This window comes from Pseudomonas sp. zfem004 (assembly GCF_032621715.1).
Taxonomy (GTDB): domain Bacteria; phylum Pseudomonadota; class Gammaproteobacteria; order Pseudomonadales; family Pseudomonadaceae; genus Aquipseudomonas; species Aquipseudomonas sichuanensis.
The window spans coordinates 16,184-32,184 of sequence record NZ_JAVYJF010000036.1; the positions used below are offsets into that span (position 1 = coordinate 16,184).

At 65.4% G+C, this 16,001-nt stretch carries 16 protein-coding genes and 1 pseudogene; 14 read left to right on the forward strand and 3 right to left on the reverse strand.

Going from position 1 to position 16,001, the window contains the following annotated elements:
- Nucleotides 1-4: 4 nt before the first annotated feature.
- The 8 genes from RTH46_RS25215 (at nt 5) to RTH46_RS25250 (ending at nt 7,826) form a co-directional block, all read left to right on the forward strand.
- Nucleotides 5-2,245: a chemotaxis protein CheA gene (locus RTH46_RS25215; RefSeq protein ID WP_316906884.1), complete on the forward strand. Its 2,241-nt coding sequence runs from the start codon at nt 5-7 to the stop codon at nt 2,243-2,245.
- Nucleotides 2,246-2,290: 45 nt separating this feature from the next.
- Nucleotides 2,291-3,415, forward strand: a complete 1,125-nt coding sequence (locus RTH46_RS25220; RefSeq protein ID WP_316906885.1) for a chemotaxis response regulator protein-glutamate methylesterase — start codon at nt 2,291-2,293, stop codon at nt 3,413-3,415.
- On the forward strand, nt 3,415-4,155 hold the full coding sequence (locus RTH46_RS25225) for a flagellar motor protein (protein WP_153788577.1): 741 nt from the start codon (nt 3,415-3,417) through the stop codon (nt 4,153-4,155). The genes RTH46_RS25220 and RTH46_RS25225 overlap by 1 nt, the downstream gene beginning before the upstream one ends.
- A gap of 3 nt (nt 4,156-4,158) precedes the next feature.
- Nucleotides 4,159-5,016, forward strand: a complete 858-nt coding sequence (gene motD, locus RTH46_RS25230; protein ID WP_316906886.1) for a flagellar motor protein MotD — start codon at nt 4,159-4,161, stop codon at nt 5,014-5,016.
- A gap of 178 nt (nt 5,017-5,194) precedes the next feature.
- Nucleotides 5,195-5,983: a ParA family protein gene (locus RTH46_RS25235; RefSeq protein WP_110995274.1), complete on the forward strand. Its 789-nt coding sequence runs from the start codon at nt 5,195-5,197 to the stop codon at nt 5,981-5,983.
- A complete protein-coding gene (locus tag RTH46_RS25240; RefSeq protein ID WP_153788579.1) occupies nt 5,983-6,882 on the forward strand; it encodes a CheW domain-containing protein in 900 nt (299 codons plus the stop codon). Before RTH46_RS25235 ends, RTH46_RS25240 begins: the two co-directional genes overlap by 1 nt.
- 67 nt (nt 6,883-6,949) lie before the next feature.
- The gene (locus RTH46_RS25245; protein ID WP_110995276.1) at nt 6,950-7,429 is read left to right on the forward strand and encodes a chemotaxis protein CheW; all 480 of its coding nucleotides are present in this window, start codon (nt 6,950-6,952) and stop codon (nt 7,427-7,429) included.
- Between the two features lies 1 nt (nt 7,430).
- Nucleotides 7,431-7,826, forward strand: coding sequence for a DUF2802 domain-containing protein (locus RTH46_RS25250; RefSeq protein WP_153788580.1), 396 nt, complete (start codon nt 7,431-7,433; stop codon nt 7,824-7,826).
- Between the two features lie 53 nt (nt 7,827-7,879).
- On the opposite strand, the gene RTH46_RS25255 is transcribed toward RTH46_RS25250, so the two are convergent.
- From RTH46_RS25255 to RTH46_RS25265, 3 genes are all read right to left on the reverse strand, one after another.
- On the reverse strand, nt 7,880-10,633 hold the full coding sequence (locus RTH46_RS25255) for a dermonecrotic toxin domain-containing protein (protein WP_316906887.1): 2,754 nt from the start codon (nt 10,631-10,633) through the stop codon (nt 7,880-7,882).
- Between the two features lie 71 nt (nt 10,634-10,704).
- Nucleotides 10,705-11,043: an EscU/YscU/HrcU family type III secretion system export apparatus switch protein gene (locus RTH46_RS25260; protein WP_153788582.1), complete on the reverse strand. Its 339-nt coding sequence runs from the start codon at nt 11,041-11,043 to the stop codon at nt 10,705-10,707.
- Entirely contained in the window at nt 11,040-12,614 is a 1,575-nt protein-coding gene (locus RTH46_RS25265) for a flagellar hook-length control protein FliK (RefSeq protein ID WP_316906888.1), read from the reverse strand. The genes RTH46_RS25260 and RTH46_RS25265 overlap by 4 nt, the downstream gene beginning before the upstream one ends.
- Before the next feature lie 245 nt (nt 12,615-12,859).
- Here RTH46_RS25265 and ccmA point away from each other — a divergent pair, with 245 nt between their 5' ends.
- The 6 genes and pseudogenes from ccmA to RTH46_RS25295 all read left to right on the forward strand — a co-directional run.
- The gene (ccmA, locus tag RTH46_RS25270) at nt 12,860-13,492 is read left to right on the forward strand and encodes a cytochrome c biogenesis heme-transporting ATPase CcmA (RefSeq protein WP_153788584.1); all 633 of its coding nucleotides are present in this window, start codon (nt 12,860-12,862) and stop codon (nt 13,490-13,492) included.
- Nucleotides 13,489-14,157 carry a heme exporter protein CcmB gene (gene ccmB, locus RTH46_RS25275; RefSeq protein WP_110995309.1) on the forward strand — a complete coding sequence of 223 codons (669 nt, stop codon included), beginning with the start codon at nt 13,489-13,491 and terminating at the stop codon, nt 14,155-14,157. Before ccmA ends, ccmB begins: the two co-directional genes overlap by 4 nt.
- Nucleotides 14,158-14,203: 46 nt before the next feature.
- Nucleotides 14,204-14,971, forward strand: coding sequence for a heme ABC transporter permease (locus RTH46_RS25280; RefSeq protein ID WP_316906889.1), 768 nt, complete (start codon nt 14,204-14,206; stop codon nt 14,969-14,971).
- Nucleotides 14,968-15,144: a heme exporter protein CcmD gene (ccmD, locus tag RTH46_RS25285; RefSeq protein WP_110995283.1), complete on the forward strand. Its 177-nt coding sequence runs from the start codon at nt 14,968-14,970 to the stop codon at nt 15,142-15,144. Before RTH46_RS25280 ends, ccmD begins: the two co-directional genes overlap by 4 nt.
- Nucleotides 15,141-15,584, forward strand: coding sequence for a cytochrome c maturation protein CcmE (ccmE, locus tag RTH46_RS25290; RefSeq protein WP_110995284.1), 444 nt, complete (start codon nt 15,141-15,143; stop codon nt 15,582-15,584). Before ccmD ends, ccmE begins: the two co-directional genes overlap by 4 nt.
- A gap of 11 nt (nt 15,585-15,595) precedes the next feature.
- A pseudogene (locus tag RTH46_RS25295) lies at nt 15,596-16,001 on the forward strand (heme lyase NrfEFG subunit NrfE); the annotation flags it as partial.

The following is a 16,001-nucleotide window of genomic DNA, read 5'->3' on the forward strand; positions in this document are numbered from 1 at the left end:
TTTAATGAGCTTCGGCGCCGATGAAGAAATCCTCCAGGATTTCCTGGTAGAGGCCGGCGAAATCCTAGAGTTGTTGTCCGAGCAACTGGTCGAGCTGGAAAGCCGGCCCGATGACGCGGACCTGCTCAATGCGATTTTCCGCGGTTTCCACACTGTAAAAGGGGGCGCCGGCTTCCTTCAGCTCAACGAACTGGTGGAGTGCTGCCACATCGCCGAAAACGTGTTCGACATCCTGCGCAAAGGTGAGCGCCGGGTCGACGCGGAACTGATGGACGTGGTGCTCGAAGCGCTCGACACGGTCAACAGCATGTTCGGCCAGGTACGTGAGCGCACCGATGTCACCCCGGCCACCCCAGAGCTGCTGGCGGCGCTGTCGCGCCTGGCCGAACCAGGTTCCGCCCAGGCACCGGCCGCTGTGGTCGAGGCCGAGCCAGTGGTCGAGGCCAGCGCCGAGCCGGACATCACCGACACTGAGTTCGAGCAACTGCTCAACTCGCTCGATGCGGTCAAGGCCGAGGCTGAGGCCGAGCTGGACGAGCAGATGCAAGGCGAGGCGCCGGTCACCGGCGGTGACGAGATCACCGACGCCGAGTTCGAAAACCTGCTCGACCAGTTGCACGGCAAAGGCCAGTTTTCGAGCGAAGTGGCGGCCAGCGAACCGGCAACCGCCGCGCCCGCTGCCGCCAGCGACGAGATTACCGACGACGAGTTCGAGTCGTTGCTTGACCAGTTGCACGGCAAGGGCACCTTCGCCGTCGATGCACTGCCGGGCGCTGCCGCGCCGGCTGCAAGTGCCGCGCCTGCTGCTGCGGGCGATGACATCAGCGAGCATGAATTCGAAGCGCTGCTTGACCAGTTGCATGGCAAGGGCAAGTTCTCTGGCGATGCGGTAGTTGCCGAGGCACCCGCTGCCGCTGTGGCGGCCGCGCCCAAGGCAGAAGCAAAGCCTGTGGCCAAGCCTGCTCCTGCTCCAACGCCAGCTGCCGCGCCGGCCCCGGCTGCGGCCGCCAAGCCAGCCGCTGCGGCTCCTGCCCGTGCCCCGGCACCGGCGGCCGAGAAGCACGGCGCCAGCGAAGCGGAAACCACGGTGCGGGTCGACACTGCGCGCCTGGACGAGATCATGAACATGGTCGGCGAACTGGTACTGGTGCGTAACCGCCTGGTGCGCCTGGGCCTGAACAGCGGCGACGAGGCCATGTCCAAGGCCGTGTCCAACCTCGACGTGGTCACCGCCGACCTGCAGACCGCGGTCATGAAGACCCGCATGCAGCCGATCAAGAAGGTCTTCGGTCGCTTCCCGCGCCTGGTCCGTGACCTGGCGCGTCAGCTCAAGAAAGAGATCAACCTGGAACTGGTCGGTGAAGAGACCGATCTCGACAAGAACCTCGTCGAGGCCCTGGCCGACCCGCTGGTGCACTTGGTGCGCAACGCCGTCGACCATGGTGTCGAGATGCCCGACGAGCGCGAAGCTTCGGGCAAGGCCCGTACCGGTCGCGTGGTGCTGTCGGCGGAACAGGAAGGCGACCACATCCTGCTGTCGATCTCCGACGACGGCAAGGGCATGGACCCGAGCGTGCTGCGGGCCAAGGCCGTCGAGAAGGGCCTGATGGACAAGGACGCCGCCGACCGCCTGAGCGAGTCGGACTGCTACAACCTGATCTTCGCCCCGGGCTTCTCGACCAAGACCGAGATCTCCGACGTGTCCGGCCGCGGTGTCGGCATGGACGTGGTGAAGACCAAGATTTCCCAGCTCAACGGCTCGATCAACATCTTCTCGGCCAAGGGCCAGGGCTCGAAGATCGTCATCAAGGTGCCGCTGACCCTGGCGATCATGCCGACCCTGATGGTGATGCTGGCCAACCAGGCGTTCGCCTTCCCGCTGGTCAACGTCAACGAGATCTTCCACCTCGACCTGTCGCGCACCAACGTGGTCGACGGCCAGGAAGTGGTGATCGTCCGCGACAAGGCGCTGCCGCTGTTCTACCTCAAGCGCTGGCTGGTCCAGGACCAGGCGCACGAGGAGCAGCACGAAGGTCACGTGGTGATTCTGTCGGTGGGTACCCAGCGCATCGGCTTCGTGGTCGACCAGTTGGTGGGGCAGGAAGAAGTTGTGATCAAGCCGCTGGGCAAGATGCTGCAGGGTACCCCGGGCATGTCCGGCGCCACCATCACCGGTGACGGCCGTATCGCGTTGATCCTCGACGTTCCGAGCATGCTCAAGCGTTACGCCGCCCGGCGTATTTGATTTCGGTGGCGCGCCCTGGCGGGTGCGCCACCTAATGGAGTGTTTATGGCAGTCAAGGTCCTGGTGGTGGATGATTCCGGTTTCTTCCGCCGCCGTGTCTCGGAAATTCTCTCGGCCGACCCGACGATCCAGGTCGTGGGCACCGCGACCAATGGCAAGGAAGCTATCGACCAGGCGCTGTCGCTCAAGCCCGATGTCATCACCATGGACTATGAAATGCCCATGATGGACGGCATCACTGCGGTGCGGCACATCATGCAGCGCTGCCCGACGCCGGTGTTGATGTTCTCGTCGCTGACCCATGAAGGCGCCCGCGTTACGCTGGATGCGCTGGATGCCGGTGCGGTGGATTACCTCCCGAAGAATTTCGAAGACATCTCGCGCAACCCCGAGAAGGTCAAGCAGATGCTGTGCGAGAAGGTCCATACCATCTCGCGCAGCAACCGCCGTTTCAGCGGTTACGCAAGCCCAGCGCCGGCCGCAGCGCCGGCACCGACCAGCAGCCACACGCCTGCCAGCAGTTTTGCCGGCACCGCGCCTGCGCGCCCGGTGGTACCGGCGCGCGCTGCGGCGCCTGCGCCAGCTCATTCGCCAGCCCCCAAGCGCAAGCCTTACAAGCTGGTGGCCATCGGCACCTCCACCGGTGGCCCGGTGGCGCTGCAGCGTGTGCTCACCCAGTTGCCAGCCAACTTCCCGGCGCCGATCGTGCTGATCCAGCACATGCCGGCAGCCTTTACCAAGGCCTTCGCCGAGCGCCTGGACAAACTGTGCAAGATCAGCGTCAAGGAAGCCGAGGACGGCGACGTGCTGCGCCCGGGCCTGGCCCTGTTGGCGCCTGGCGGCAAGCAGATGATGGTCGACGGCCGTGGCACGGTGAAAATCCTGCCGGGCGACGAGCGCCTTAACTACAAGCCGTGTGTCGACATCACCTTTGGCTCCGCCGCCAAGTCCTATGGCGACAAGGTGCTGTCGGTGGTGCTCACCGGCATGGGCGCCGATGGCCGCGAAGGTGCGCGCCTGCTCAAGCAGGGCGGCAGCACCGTATGGGCGCAGGATGAGGCCAGCTGCGTGATCTATGGCATGCCCATGGCGATCGTCAAGGCCAACCTCGCCGACGCGGTGTACAGCCTGGACGAGATCGGCAAGCACCTGGTCGAGGCGTGCGTCTGATGGATGTCTTGAGCCTGATCGGCCTGATCCTCGCTTTCGTCGCCATCGTCGGCGGTAACTTCCTCGAGGGTGGGCATGTCGGTGCGCTGCTCAACGGCCCGGCGGCGCTGATCGTGCTGGGCGGCACCCTGGCGGCGGCGCTGCTGCAGTCGCCGCTGTCGTCGTTCAAACGGGCGCTGCAGATCGTGCGCTGGATCTTCTTCCCGCCACGGGTGGACCTGGCCGGCGGTATCGACCGTGTCGTCAACTGGAGCCTGACCGCCCGCAAGGAAGGCCTGCTGGGCCTGGAAGGCGTGGCGGATGCCGAGCCCGACCCCTATGCGCGCAAGGGCTTGCAACTGCTGGTCGACGGTGCCGAACCGGAAGCCATTCGCAGCGTCCTCGAGGTGGATTTCCTGACCCAGGAGGCCCGCGATATCCAGGCGGCCAAGGTGTTCGAGAGCATGGGCGGCTATGCGCCGACCATCGGTATCATCGGTGCGGTGATGGGCTTGATCCACGTGATGGGCAACCTCGCCGACCCTTCGCAGCTGGGTAACGGCATTGCCGTGGCGTTCGTCGCCACCATTTATGGTGTCGCCAGTGCCAACCTGATCCTGCTGCCGATCGCCAACAAGCTCAAGGCCGTCACCCTGCGCCAGTCGCGTTACCGCGAGATGCTGCTCGAGGGCCTGCTGTCGATCGCCGAAGGCGAGAACCCGCGTTCGATCGAGCTCAAGCTGCAAGGCTTCATGGAGTAACCCATGGCCCGTCGTCGTCATACCGAGGAACATGAAAACCACGAGCGCTGGCTGGTGTCGTACGCCGACTTCATCACCTTGCTGTTCGCCTTTTTCGTGGTCATGTACTCGATTTCCTCGATCAACGAGGGCAAGTACAAGCAGATCTCGCAGGCGCTGATCGGGGTGTTCAACGACCCTGAGCGCAGCATGAAGCCGATCCCCATCGGCGATGAGCGCCCGCTCACGGTCAAACCCGCCGAGCCGCTGGTCAAGGACAGCGAACAGACCGACGCCGGCCTGGCCCAGGCCAGTATCGATCCGCTCAAGAGCATTGCCGACGATGTGCGCGATGCGTTCGGCGACCTGATCAAGTCCGACCAGATGACCGTGCGCGGCAACGAGCTGTGGATCGAGATCGAGCTCAACTCCTCGCTGCTGTTCGGCAGCGGTGACGCCATGCCCAGCGATGTTGCGTTCTCGATCGTCGAAAAGGTGGCGAAGATCCTCAAGCCGTTCGCCAACCCGGTGCACGTCGAAGGCTTTACCGACAACCTGCCGATCCGCACGGCGCAGTACCCGACCAACTGGGAGCTGTCTTCGGCGCGCGCGGCGAGCATCGTCCGCCTGCTGGCGATGGAAGGCGTCAATCCGGCGCGCATGGCCTCGGTGGGCTATGGCGAGTACCAGCCGGTGGCCGGCAACGACACTGCCGAAGGGCGCGCGCGCAACCGCCGGGTGGTGCTGGTGATTTCACGCAACCTCGAGGTGCGTCGCAGCCTGACCGGCAGCGGCAGTGCCAACGCCACGCCGGATGCGGCCTTGCGCCGGGCTGGCACACAAAGTGCACCAGTCACGCCTGCAACGCTGACGGGGCAATGATTCGTCAATTCCCCGACGCTGATGGCCATACAGGTGAGTGGTCTTGCGCGGCCTCTGTAGGAGCGGGCTTGTCCCGCGAAACAGGCTGCGCGGTAGTGGCACCGGCTTTGCCGGTGTTCGCGGGTCAAGCCCGCTCCTACAGAGTCTCGCGCCAAATCAACGAGATAGAATTTGTCCTATGAGAGTCTGGGCAGTAGCCAATCAAAAGGGTGGTGTTGGCAAGACCACCACCACCATCGCCCTGGCCGGCCTGTTGGCCGAGGCGGGCAAGCGCGTGGTCGTTGTCGACCTCGACCCGCACGGCTCGATGACCAGCTATTTCGGGCACAACCCCGACGCGCTCGAGCACAGCTGCTACGACCTGTTCCTGCATAAAGGCACGGTGCCCGAAGGGCTGCCGGGCCAGTTGCTGCTGCCCACCAGCGACGAGCGTATCTCGCTGCTGCCGTCGAGCACCGCGCTGGCGGTGCTGGAGCGCCAGTCGCCGGGGCAGAGTGGCCTGGGCCTGGTGATCGCCAAGAGTCTGGCGCAGCTGTGGCAGGACTTCGACTTCGCCCTGATCGACAGCCCGCCGTTGCTCGGCGTGCTGATGGTCAATGCCCTGGCCGCCTGCCAGCAGCTGGTGATCCCGGTGCAGACCGAGTTCCTCGCGGTCAAGGGCCTGGAACGCATGGTCGGGACCCTGGCCATGGTCAACCGTTCGCGTAAACAGGCACTGCCCTACCAGATCGTCCCGACCCTGTTCGACCGCCGCACCCAGGCATCGCTGGGCACCTTGAAAGTGCTGCGCGACACCTATGGCGAGCAGGTCTGGCAGGGCTATATCCCGGTTGACACGCGCCTGCGCGATGCCAGCCGCAATGGTGTCACGCCCTCGCAGTTCGACGGCAAGAGCCGTGGCGTCATTGCCTACCGGGCGCTGCTCAAGCACCTGCTCACTTACCGCTCCGCGCTGCAGGTGGCCTGATGAACCAAGCCCGGCATATCGCCAGCAAACCGCAAATGGCCCTGCAGTCGTACCTGGATGGCCTGCTGCAGGAAGCCACCGAGTCGTTCGAGCTGCCGGAGCCTGCGCCAGCCGCGCAGCCGGCCAGCCAGGCACCCAGTGACGAATTCGAGGCGGCTGTTCGCGAAGAACAGGCCGCTGACGCCCGCCGCCGGGCCGAGCCGGCAGCCGCAGCAGCGCGGCCTTTTGCCGAGCCGCAGGTCAAGGTGCTGCCGACCGTCCTGCCGCCGGCCCAGCCCGTGGTCAGCGTGGTCGAGGAGCAGGTGCTGGCCGAAGCCAGTATCCCGCTGCTGACCGAGGTCCAGGCCGCCGAGCCGGTCGCACCCCTGGTCGAGGTGCACCTGCCGGCACCCGCCGCGCCTGTGCCACCGGCCACGGCCGATGGTCGCCCGGCCTGGGCGGCCGAGCCGTTCGAATGCCTGCTATTCGACGTCGCCGGCCTTACCCTGGCGGTGCCGTTGGTATGCCTGGGCTCGATCTACTCGCTGGCCGGCCAGGAGCTGACGCCGCTGTTCGGCCAGCCGGACTGGTTCCTCGGCATCCTCAGCTGCCAGGCGGGCAACCTGAAAGTCCTCGATACCGCGCGTTGGGTCATGCCCGACCGCTACCGCGAGGACTTCCGCCAGGGCCTGCAATACGTGATTTCGGTGCAGGGCTACGAATGGGGGCTGGCGGTACACCAGGTCAGCCGTTCGTTGCGCCTGGACCCGAACGAGATCAAGTGGCGCAGCCAGCGCGGCCAGCGTCCGTGGCTGGCCGGCACGGTGATCGAACACATGTGCGCGTTGCTCGACGTCGCCGAGCTGGCCGAGCTGATCGCCAGTGGCGCGGTCAAGCAGATGAACACCAAACACAACTGAATCAACGCCGCTACTGCCGCGGCTATACAGAGCACACCGCCGAGGGCGGATTAAGAGGGCTAGGGGAATGAAGAAGTCGTCTGCACAAGGTTCCGAAGATCCGATCCTGCAGTGGGTTACTTTCCGTCTGGACAATGAGTCCTACGGCATCAACGTCATGCAGGTTCAGGAAGTGCTGCGCTACACCGAGATCGCTCCGGTGCCGGGCGCACCCAGCTACGTGCTGGGCATCATCAACCTGCGCGGCAACGTGGTGACGGTGATCGATACTCGCCAGCGCTTTGGCCTGATGCCTTCGGACATCACCGACAATACCCGCATCGTCATCATCGAGGCGGACAAGCAGGTGGTCGGCATCCTCGTCGACAGCGTCGCTGAAGTGGTGTACCTGCGTCAGTCGGAAATCGAGACCGCGCCGAATGTCGGCAACGAAGAGTCGGCCAAGTTCATCCAGGGCGTCTGCAACAAGAACGGCGAGCTGCTGATCCTGGTCGAGCTGGACAAGATGATGACCGAGGAAGAGTGGTCCGAGCTGGAGAGCATCTGAGTTGATTTTCGAGGCTGCTGTCATCCTCCTGGCGCTGCTGTGGGCGCTGAGCCTGTGGTTCTTCCTCAATTACAGCAAGCGCCAGCGTGAGCTGGCCGCCCAGCAGGCCCAGGGCGATGCGCTGCGTGACCAGCGCATCAAGGACCTGGCCAAGCGCCTGGACGACTACCAGAACGGCACCGTGCGCATGGGTGAGGCCATTCACGAACTGCGCGCGGTGGTGGCGCCGTTGCCCGAGAAGCTCCAGCAACTGGAGCAACGCGACCCCAACAGCGTGACCTTCACCCAGGCGGCCAAGCTGGTGGGGATGGGGGCGAGCGTCGAGGAGCTGACGCAGACCTGCGGCCTGACCCAGGCTGAAGCGCAACTGATGAGCATGCTGCACCGCGGCGAGTGATCGCTGGGGCCGCAGAGCGGCCCCAGCTGCTTGCCGTTTGCTTGACGCGATGCTCAGGTGGTGGCCCAGGAGTGGCTGCCGCCGATCCTGATGACGCGGTTCAGTGGTTGCCACTGGTGTTGCAGCTGCCGATATCGCTCAAGATCGACGAATCGCCCGGCGTTCACCCGAGTCATGCCGTACAGGTTGGTGACCTGGCGCAGTGCTGCCGCCAGGGCAAGATGGCGATCGATCACGCTGTTGAGCATGGCGGGGCCGGTCAGCCGGTTGAGCCGGGTGGCGTACCGATGGGTCGCCTCCGGGTCTTGCTGTGGGTCTGGCCGGCTGTTGTAGAAGTCCGGGTCCGCGGCGTATCGGCCATGCATTTCCTCGGAAATCGCTTCCAGCAGCGGATTGCCCGGATGGCTGCCGATGGGCGTGGTGTTGTAAAGGCAATGCATGCCGAGCTGCTCGTTGGACACCGGCGGGAACAGCACCAGGCCGTCCTGCGGGGCGAGCAGCTCGACGTCATCAATGGCTTCGCCGGGCTCGCCTGCCGGAACACCCCTGAACAGATGCGGCGCCTTGCCAGGTTCGAGCAAGGTATCGTCCACGTCCATGTACAGGCCGCCCTCGTGGTTTAGCAGCGGGTAGCGCAAGACGTCCGAAGCCGAGGAGAAGTTGGTGGCCACGCCGCCGTTGCCGTCGATCGCCGCCTGGAACTGGGCAAAATAGCGACTCTGCTGGAAGTTGGCATAGAAGGGTTGCTCTTCAAGCGGCAGCACTTGCAGGTGCGGCGCATGTTCGGCCAGCAGGCGCAGGTTTTCCTCGTAGACGCTTGGCGTGGCATTGGACAGGAACAGGCGGTAGGCATACTGGCTGTCCATCAGGCGTCGCGCGTTGCTGCCAAGGTTGCCAAGCAGGGTGGGGCTGATCAGTTTGTCGCCCACCCAGATGCTGGAGACTTGCTTGGGTATCGGCAATGCCATGCCGGCGTCCACGGGCGGATACTCGAATGGCAGGCGCAGGTTCACGCCCATGGCGCGCAAGGAGCGCATGCGCATGTCGTGTGTGACAGGGCGTAAGCTGACATCGGCCGTGATGAGCTGTTCGGCCGACGGGTCCGGTACATAGAACGTTGGGTGGACATGATTGAGTTCGTCCTCGCGGATGAACGCATCAAACTCCAGGTCATAGACCAGCTCAGTGATATAGCCCTCGACTTTGCCAAGCAGGCTGTCTGGGGTGCCGTCGAAGCGCGGGATTCGGCTGACCCGGCTGCTGACGACTTCATCCGCATCGGGTAGCGCAGCCACGGGTTCGGGGAAGTGGAAGTAGTCGGCGAGCGCCTCGGGAAAGTGCGGCGGTGTGACCGGCCCCATGGGGTAGCCGAGCTGGCCGTTGACGCGGCTGGGCATGACGAAGCGTTCATCGCGCATACGCAACAGCAGCGGCGTCTCGTTGGCGAGTGCGTGGGCCAGTGGCGCCGCGTTGAGCAGGCCGAACGTGGCCTCGCCGACACCTGCGGCCTGTTCCTGCTGGTGCTTGCCGTTGATGGCCTGGTCCAGACCGAGACCGAACTGGGCGACACCGCCCAGGGCGAACAATGGCGCCAGCTCAGGGACCACTAGCGCCAGCGGCGCCAGGTAGCCGATGGCCGAGTCCAGGTAGCCGCGCCAACGCGCTTTGAGCACTTCGCTGCGGTCGGTGACGATGTAGTCGGCGTCCTGATAGCTGCGCCGCTTGTGGCGTTGCGCCAAGGCCAGGAACAAATCGCCCGCGATGAGTGGGCTATACGCCTGGACCTTGTAGTTGACGTAGTCCTGGGCCGGCCAATGCCCCTCGGTGGTGAAGCCGGGGCGCTCGGGGTTGAGGGTGTTGCTGTGGGGATAGGCCGCCAGGCCATCGAGCGCAGTAGCCAGGCCACTGTAGCTGAGGCCGTCTGGGGCATCTGCGCGGGCAAAATGCTGGACCAATGCCTGACGCTTGTCGAGGTCCTTGCACTGCTGGGCGAACCAGTCCTTGAGCAACTCCTCCCTGGCGAACTCGTGCAGCGGCGAGGCGTTGCCCGGCACATACAGCAGGGTCAGGCCGCTGGCTCGGTCCTTGATGCACAGCAGGTCGGTCGCGGTATAACCGTACACGTTCAAGGGCCTGGTCTGCACGCTGCCCGGTTTCTCCAGCACCCCGGCTGCCTGCCAGGCGAGGTGCACGCCGGCACGGCTGAGGCTGCCTTGCGCCGCCTGTTTGTTGCAGGCCGCAAGGAAGTTGATGCGTGCGCAGTTGCCGTAGTCGAGCAGATGCTTCGCCCAATAGGTGTCGAGCATCGCCTTGTAGCCTGTATGGAAATCCATGTTCCAGACGAATTGCTGGAAGTCTTCGGCAGGGATATCGATCAGGGTCTTGTGGCTGTATTCCTGGGGTTGCGAGCGCCTGAACAGCCCGTTGAAGACCTCGTAGGCTGCGCCGTTGCTGGGCCATTCACGCTCGCGCAAGGTTTCGACCAGGCGGATGGGGCCGGGAAAGCGGCCCGCCCAAGGCGCGCCGAACAGGCCGCCGACCAGGTTGTTGTTCGATTCGCCCTGCCAGTTGGACAGCAAGGCCTGGGTCAAGCTTTGGCGCTGCATGACCTTGCCGTCCCAGCCGAAGTCGGCGCCGGACTGGTAGTGCAGGGTCACTACCTCGACCTGGTTGGGATCCAGGTGCAGACCGCGCTCGCTGGCCCAGGCCCTGATGGCGTCGGCCGCGGCATGGTCGGGGCGGGGGAATTGGACCAGATGGTCGCGAACGAACTGCACGCCCGCAGAGTTGACGATGGGAGTATCCATGGTGGATCACCTTTGCCGTTGTGAGGGGCGGCAAAGGTGGCAGGTGCCGGCAGTTGCGGGGCGCTACTTAATTACCGTTGCGAATCGGGCAGGGCGAGCACGGGCGGGGTGATGTCGCGCTCGCCTGGTGGGGTGTCGTCGAAGTTCACTGGCACCTTGCCGCGCAGCTGCCAGGCAAAGGCGATGATCTCGGCGATGGTCAGGTACAGCGCTTCGGGGATCTGCTCGCCCAGTTCCAGGCGCGCCAGCAGGCGTACCAGTTCGGCATTCTCGTAGATCGGCACTTCATGCTCGCGGGCCAGCGCGAGGATGGCTTCGGCCAGTTCGTCGTCGCCCTTGGCACTCAGGGTAGGGGCCTGCTGGCCGTCGTAGCTCAGGGCAATGGCCTGGCGCGGTGGTTGCTGCTTCATGCGTTCTCGTCCACCCAACGTTGTTCCAGGCGTGTACGTGGGCCCTGTGGCGGGGTGCCAGGGTGACATTCCAGGTCGCCGACGTCGAGGCCGCGGGCCAGCAGGCGTTCGCGCAGGGCGCCGAGCTGGCTGTCGATCAGCCGTGCCGTGCGCTCCTGCTCGGCCCAGAGCTGGCCCGACAGGCGCCCTTGAGACAGTTGAGCCTGAACTTGCAAAGGGCCAAGGGGGGCCAGGTCGAAGGCCAGCTCGATGCGCCATAGTGCGGCCATCGGATCACGCTGTTCGTGCTGTTCGCGTTCCCGGTCGGCTTGCTGTTGTGGGGTTTCCTCGCGTTGCAGCTTGACCTGCAGGGGGATGAATTCCTGGCCGTGGCGAATGGGGATTTCAGTCTGCCAGGTGGTCTGCAGGTTGCCGTTTTCCAGTTGACCGGATTGCTGCAGGCTGGACAGCGCGTGGCTCTGCAGGCGCGACACGGCGCCGGCGGCCAGGCGCAGCAGTTGCTGCAGATCGCCTTCTTGCTCCAGCTTCTGCAGCAGGCGTACGGGCAGCGGGAAGGGCCCCGCCTGTGGGCGTGGGCTGACTTGGCCGAGCATACCCAGTGCGCTGCGGGCAAAACCAGGCAGTGCCTGGGCCAGGGAGGCGCTGGTCAGCATCGGGCTGGGTGTCGGGCTGGCCGCTGGCGGCGGCAACTGGGCGATCAGGCGCACCAGCTGGGCCTTGAGGTCGGGTGCCACGCCGCTGGCGAGCCCGCCGAGCAGCTTGGTCTCCAGGAACGCGCCGCTGTTGTTCAGCGCCTGGGCCAGTTGCTTTGGGTCGCCCAGTTGCCGCGCGTCCGGCAGGCTGGCCAGCAGGCGCTCAGCGCTGGCACGCAGTTCGACACCGGCGTCCGGCGAGCGGGCGATCTGCTGCAGGCCGCTGAGCAGCCCCGGCAGTGACGCCTGCAGCCCTTGCTGGGTGACCAGGTGCTGGGCGATCGCCAGTTGATCCTGGCGGCCACTCAAGGGCACGAAACGCAGCGACTGGTCGCCTTGCACCAGGGCGCTGAGCAGGCTGCCGACCGGTAAAGGGCGTGGGCTGTCGATGGTCAGGGTGGCACCGGCCTGGCTGCTGTTGAGCAGGCTCACCAGCGAACGGAAACTGGCCGCTTCGCCGGGGGGCTGCGGCAAGGCCTGGCTGGTCAGCACTTTGCCTTGCAGCAAGGTGCCGACCGGCACCTGGCGGGTGTCGAGGCGGGTGAGGGTGGCGATGTTGTTGGCGTTGACCTGCTGCACCAGCACCGCCAGGCGGTTGCTGTCGGTTTGGGTGACGGTGATCAGGCTGCCCTGGGGCAGTGGCTGGCTGGCGCTGGCCTGCAGTTGGGTCTGGTTGCCGTTGGTCTGGGTCAGGCGCAGCAGCAGCTGGAAGTCCTGGCCGACCTGGCGCAGCGACATGACTTCGGCGCGCGCCGTCTCGCCCGGTGCCAGCAGCCCGGGCTGCGATTGCAGCAGGCGCAGCAGTTCGCCGGTCATGGCGGCCCTGATCGCCTGGGGGTTTGGCGCAGTTTGTGCGCCGAGACTATTGATTTCAGTCATGATTGTATACAACCTGTCGAACCCGCCCTCTTGGCAGCTGGGCAGCGCGTGTAATAATGCCGGCCGCCCGCCTGCCAGTATAACGGCAGGGCAGGGGGCGACTTGAGACACAGGGCTCGAGACCGGTGTCGTCTGCTTCGCGGGAAAACCCGCTCCCACAAGGATTGCGTTGGTCCTTGTGGGAGCGGGTTTACCCGCGAAGCGCACGGCGCAGATCATGAGCCCAACCTGAATAAGGCGAAACCGTGACCCTTCACCTCCAAGCCGCAGGCCTGGCCTGCGAGCGCGACTGGCGACTGCTGTTCGAGCACCTGGACTTCGAACTGCGCCCCGGCGACATGCTGCAGATCGCCGGCCCCAACGGCAGCGGCAAGACCAGCCTGTTGCGCCTGCTGGCCGGGCTGATGCAGCCCACCGCCGGGCAGATCCTGCTCGGCGGCCAGCCATTGGCCGAGCAGCGCCACGCCCTGGCCAGCATCCTTATCTGGATCGGCCACGCCGCCGGCATCAAGGACTTGCTCACCGCCGAAGAAAACCTCGCCTGGCTCTGCGCGCTGCACCAGCCGGCGGGCCGCGAAGCCATCTGGCGCGCGCTGGAGGCCGTCGGCCTGCGCGGTTTCGAGGATGTGCCGTGCCACACCCTGTCAGCCGGCCAGCAACGGCGCGTGGCGCTGGCGCGGTTGTACCTGGACAGCCCGCCGCTGTGGATTCTCGACGAACCGTTCACCGCCCTCGACAAGCAGGGCGTCGCCCAACTCGAGGCGCACCTGGCGGCGCACTGCGAACAGGGCGGCACGGTGGTACTGACCACCCACCACACCTTGGCGCAAAAGCCTGCCGGTTACCGTGAACTGAACTTGGGGCAATGGGCGGCATGAGCGTATTCCTTTTGCTGTTGCGCCGCGAAGCGCGCCTGTTGTTCCGCCGCCCGGCGGAACTGGCAAACCCGCTGGTGTTCTTTGCCATAGTGGTCGCGCTGTTCCCACTGGCGGTGGGGCCCGAGACACAATTGTTGCAAACCTTGTCGCCGGGACTGGTCTGGGTCGCGGCGTTGCTGGCGGTGTTGCTGTCGCTGGACGGGCTGTTTCGCAGCGACTTCGAGGACGGCTCGCTGGAGCAGTGGGTGCTGTCGCCGCACCCACTGGCGCTGCTTGTGCTGGCCAAGGTCCTGGCGCACTGGATCTTTTCCGGCCTGGCGCTGGTATTGTTGGCGCCACTGCTGGCGCTGATGCTCGGCCTGCCGGCCAGTTGCCTGCCGGTGCTGCTCGCTTCGCTGTTGCTGGGCACGCCGGTACTGAGCCTGCTGGGCGCGGTGGGGGCGGCGCTGACGGTCGGTCTCAAGCGCGGCGGTTTGCTGCTGGCGTTGCTGATTCTGCCGTTGTATATCCCTGTATTGATCCTGGGCAGTGGTGCGTTGCAGGCGGCGTTGCAGAATATGCCCGCCACCGGCCACCTGCTCTGGCTCGCCAGCCTGACGGCCCTGGCGGTGACACTGGCACCCTTTGCGATCGCCGCCGGCCTGAAGATCAGCGTCGGCGAATAACGAGTTCCGGGCATTGCAGCCTGGCCAACACCCTGGATGTACCCTGATGAAAATAAGCTGGACGTGGTTCCACAAGCTGGGCTCCCCCAAATGGTTCTATGCCATCAGCGGCCGCATGCTGCCGTGGCTGACCGTTTCCGCCATCCTGCTGCTGGTGGTGGGCATCACCTGGGGCCTGGCCTTCGCCCCCCAGGACTACCAGCAGGGCAATAGTTTCCGCATCATCTATATCCACGTGCCGGCGGCGATGCTGGCGCAGTCCTGCTACGTGCTGCTGGCGGTGGCCGGGGTGGTGGGGCTGGTGTGGAAGATGAAACTGGCCGACGTCGCCCTGCAATGCGCAGCGCCCATCGGCGCCTGGATGACCGCCGTGGCGCTGGTCACCGGCGCCATCTGGGGCAAGCCGACCTGGGGCAGCTGGTGGGTGTGGGACGCGCGCCTGACCTCGATGCTGATCCTGCTGTTCCTGTACTTCGGCATCATCGCCCTGGGCCAGGCCATCAGTAACCGCGACAGCGCGGCCAAGGCCTGCGCGGTGCTGGCCATCGTCGGCGTGATCAACATTCCGATCATCAAGTACTCGGTGGAGTGGTGGAACACCCTGCACCAGGGCGCCACCTTCACCCTCACCGAAAAACCGGCGATGCCGGTGGAAATGTGGCTGCCGTTGCTGCTCACGGCGCTGGGTTTCTACTGCTTCTTCGGCGTGGTGCTGTTGCTGCGCATGCGCCTCGAAGTGCTCAAGCGCGAAGCCCGCGCCAGTTGGGTCAAGGATGAGATCATGAACAGCCTGGGTCGGGAGGCAGCACGATGAGCTTCGCCTCGTTCAATGATTTCCTCGCCATGGGCCACCATGGCCTGTACGTCTGGTCGGCCTACGGCATCTGTCTGGCGGTGCTGGCGCTGAATGTCGCCGCGCCCCTGCTGGCCCGCCGTCGCTACCTGCAAGAAGAGGCGCGCCGTCTGCGCCGGGAGAGCAAACCGTGAATCCGCAGCGCAAGAAACGCCTGTTCATCATCCTCGGCCTGCTGGCCGGTGTCGGCGTGGCCGTGGGCTTTGCCCTGAGTGCCCTGCAGCAGAACATCAACCTGTTCTATACCCCCACCCAGATCGCCAACGGCGAAGCGCCGCTGGACACCCGCATCCGCGCCGGCGGCATGGTCGAGAAGGGCTCGGTGCAGCGCTCGGCGGACTCGCTGGACGTGCGCTTCGTGGTCACCGACTACGCCAAGTCCGTGCCGATCACCTACCGCGGCATCCTCCCCGACCTGTTCCGCGAAGGGCAGGGCATCGTCGCGCTGGGCAAGCTCAATGCCGACGGCGTGGTGGTGGCTGACGAGGTGCTGGCCAAGCACGACGAGAAATACATGCCGCCGGAAGTCAGCAAGGCCCTGAAAGAAAGCGGCCAGGCGGAGGCCAAGCCATGAACGCGGCCCTGGTGATCCCCGAACTCGGCCAGTTGGCGATGATCCTGGCGATCTGCTTCGCTGCCGTGCAGGCCACGGTGCCGTTGCTCGGCGCCTGGCGCGGCGACAGCCTGTGGATGAGCCTGGCGCGCCCGGCAGCCTGGGGGCAATTTGCCTTCCTCGCCTTTGCCTTCGCCTGCCTGACCCACGCCTTCATGACCGACAACTTCTCGGTCGCCTATGTGGCCAGCAACTCCAACAGCGCCTTGCCCTGGTACTACAAGTTMAGCGCCGTGTGGGGCGCCCACGAGGGCTCGCTGCTGCTGTGGGCGTTGATCCTCGGCGGCTGGACCTTCGCCGTGTCGATCTTCTCGCGCCAGCTGCCGCAGGTGATGCTGGCCCGGGTGCTGGCGGTGATGGGCATGATCAGCGTCGGCT

Bases quoted from the DNA above. Each gene is read 5' to 3' on its own strand.
- RTH46_RS25215 (WP_316906884.1), top strand. From the start codon at position 5: ATGAGCTTCGGCGCCGATGAAGAAATCCTCCAGGATTTCCTGGTAGAG.
- RTH46_RS25220 (WP_316906885.1), top strand. From the start codon at position 2,291: ATGGCAGTCAAGGTCCTGGTGGTGGATGATTCCGGTTTCTTCCGCCGC.
- RTH46_RS25225 (WP_153788577.1), top strand. From the start codon at position 3,415: ATGGATGTCTTGAGCCTGATCGGCCTGATCCTCGCTTTCGTCGCCATC.
- motD (WP_316906886.1), top strand. From the start codon at position 4,159: ATGGCCCGTCGTCGTCATACCGAGGAACATGAAAACCACGAGCGCTGG.
- RTH46_RS25235 (WP_110995274.1), top strand. From the start codon at position 5,195: ATGAGAGTCTGGGCAGTAGCCAATCAAAAGGGTGGTGTTGGCAAGACC.
- RTH46_RS25240 (WP_153788579.1), top strand. From the start codon at position 5,983: ATGAACCAAGCCCGGCATATCGCCAGCAAACCGCAAATGGCCCTGCAG.
- RTH46_RS25245 (WP_110995276.1), top strand. From the start codon at position 6,950: ATGAAGAAGTCGTCTGCACAAGGTTCCGAAGATCCGATCCTGCAGTGG.
- RTH46_RS25255 (WP_316906887.1), bottom strand. From the start codon at position 10,633: ATGGATACTCCCATCGTCAACTCTGCGGGCGTGCAGTTCGTTCGCGAC.
- RTH46_RS25260 (WP_153788582.1), bottom strand. From the start codon at position 11,043: ATGAAGCAGCAACCACCGCGCCAGGCCATTGCCCTGAGCTACGACGGC.
- RTH46_RS25265 (WP_316906888.1), bottom strand. From the start codon at position 12,614: ATGACTGAAATCAATAGTCTCGGCGCACAAACTGCGCCAAACCCCCAG.
- ccmB (WP_110995309.1), top strand. From the start codon at position 13,489: ATGAGCGTATTCCTTTTGCTGTTGCGCCGCGAAGCGCGCCTGTTGTTC.
- RTH46_RS25280 (WP_316906889.1), top strand. From the start codon at position 14,204: ATGAAAATAAGCTGGACGTGGTTCCACAAGCTGGGCTCCCCCAAATGG.
- ccmD (WP_110995283.1), top strand. From the start codon at position 14,968: ATGAGCTTCGCCTCGTTCAATGATTTCCTCGCCATGGGCCACCATGGC.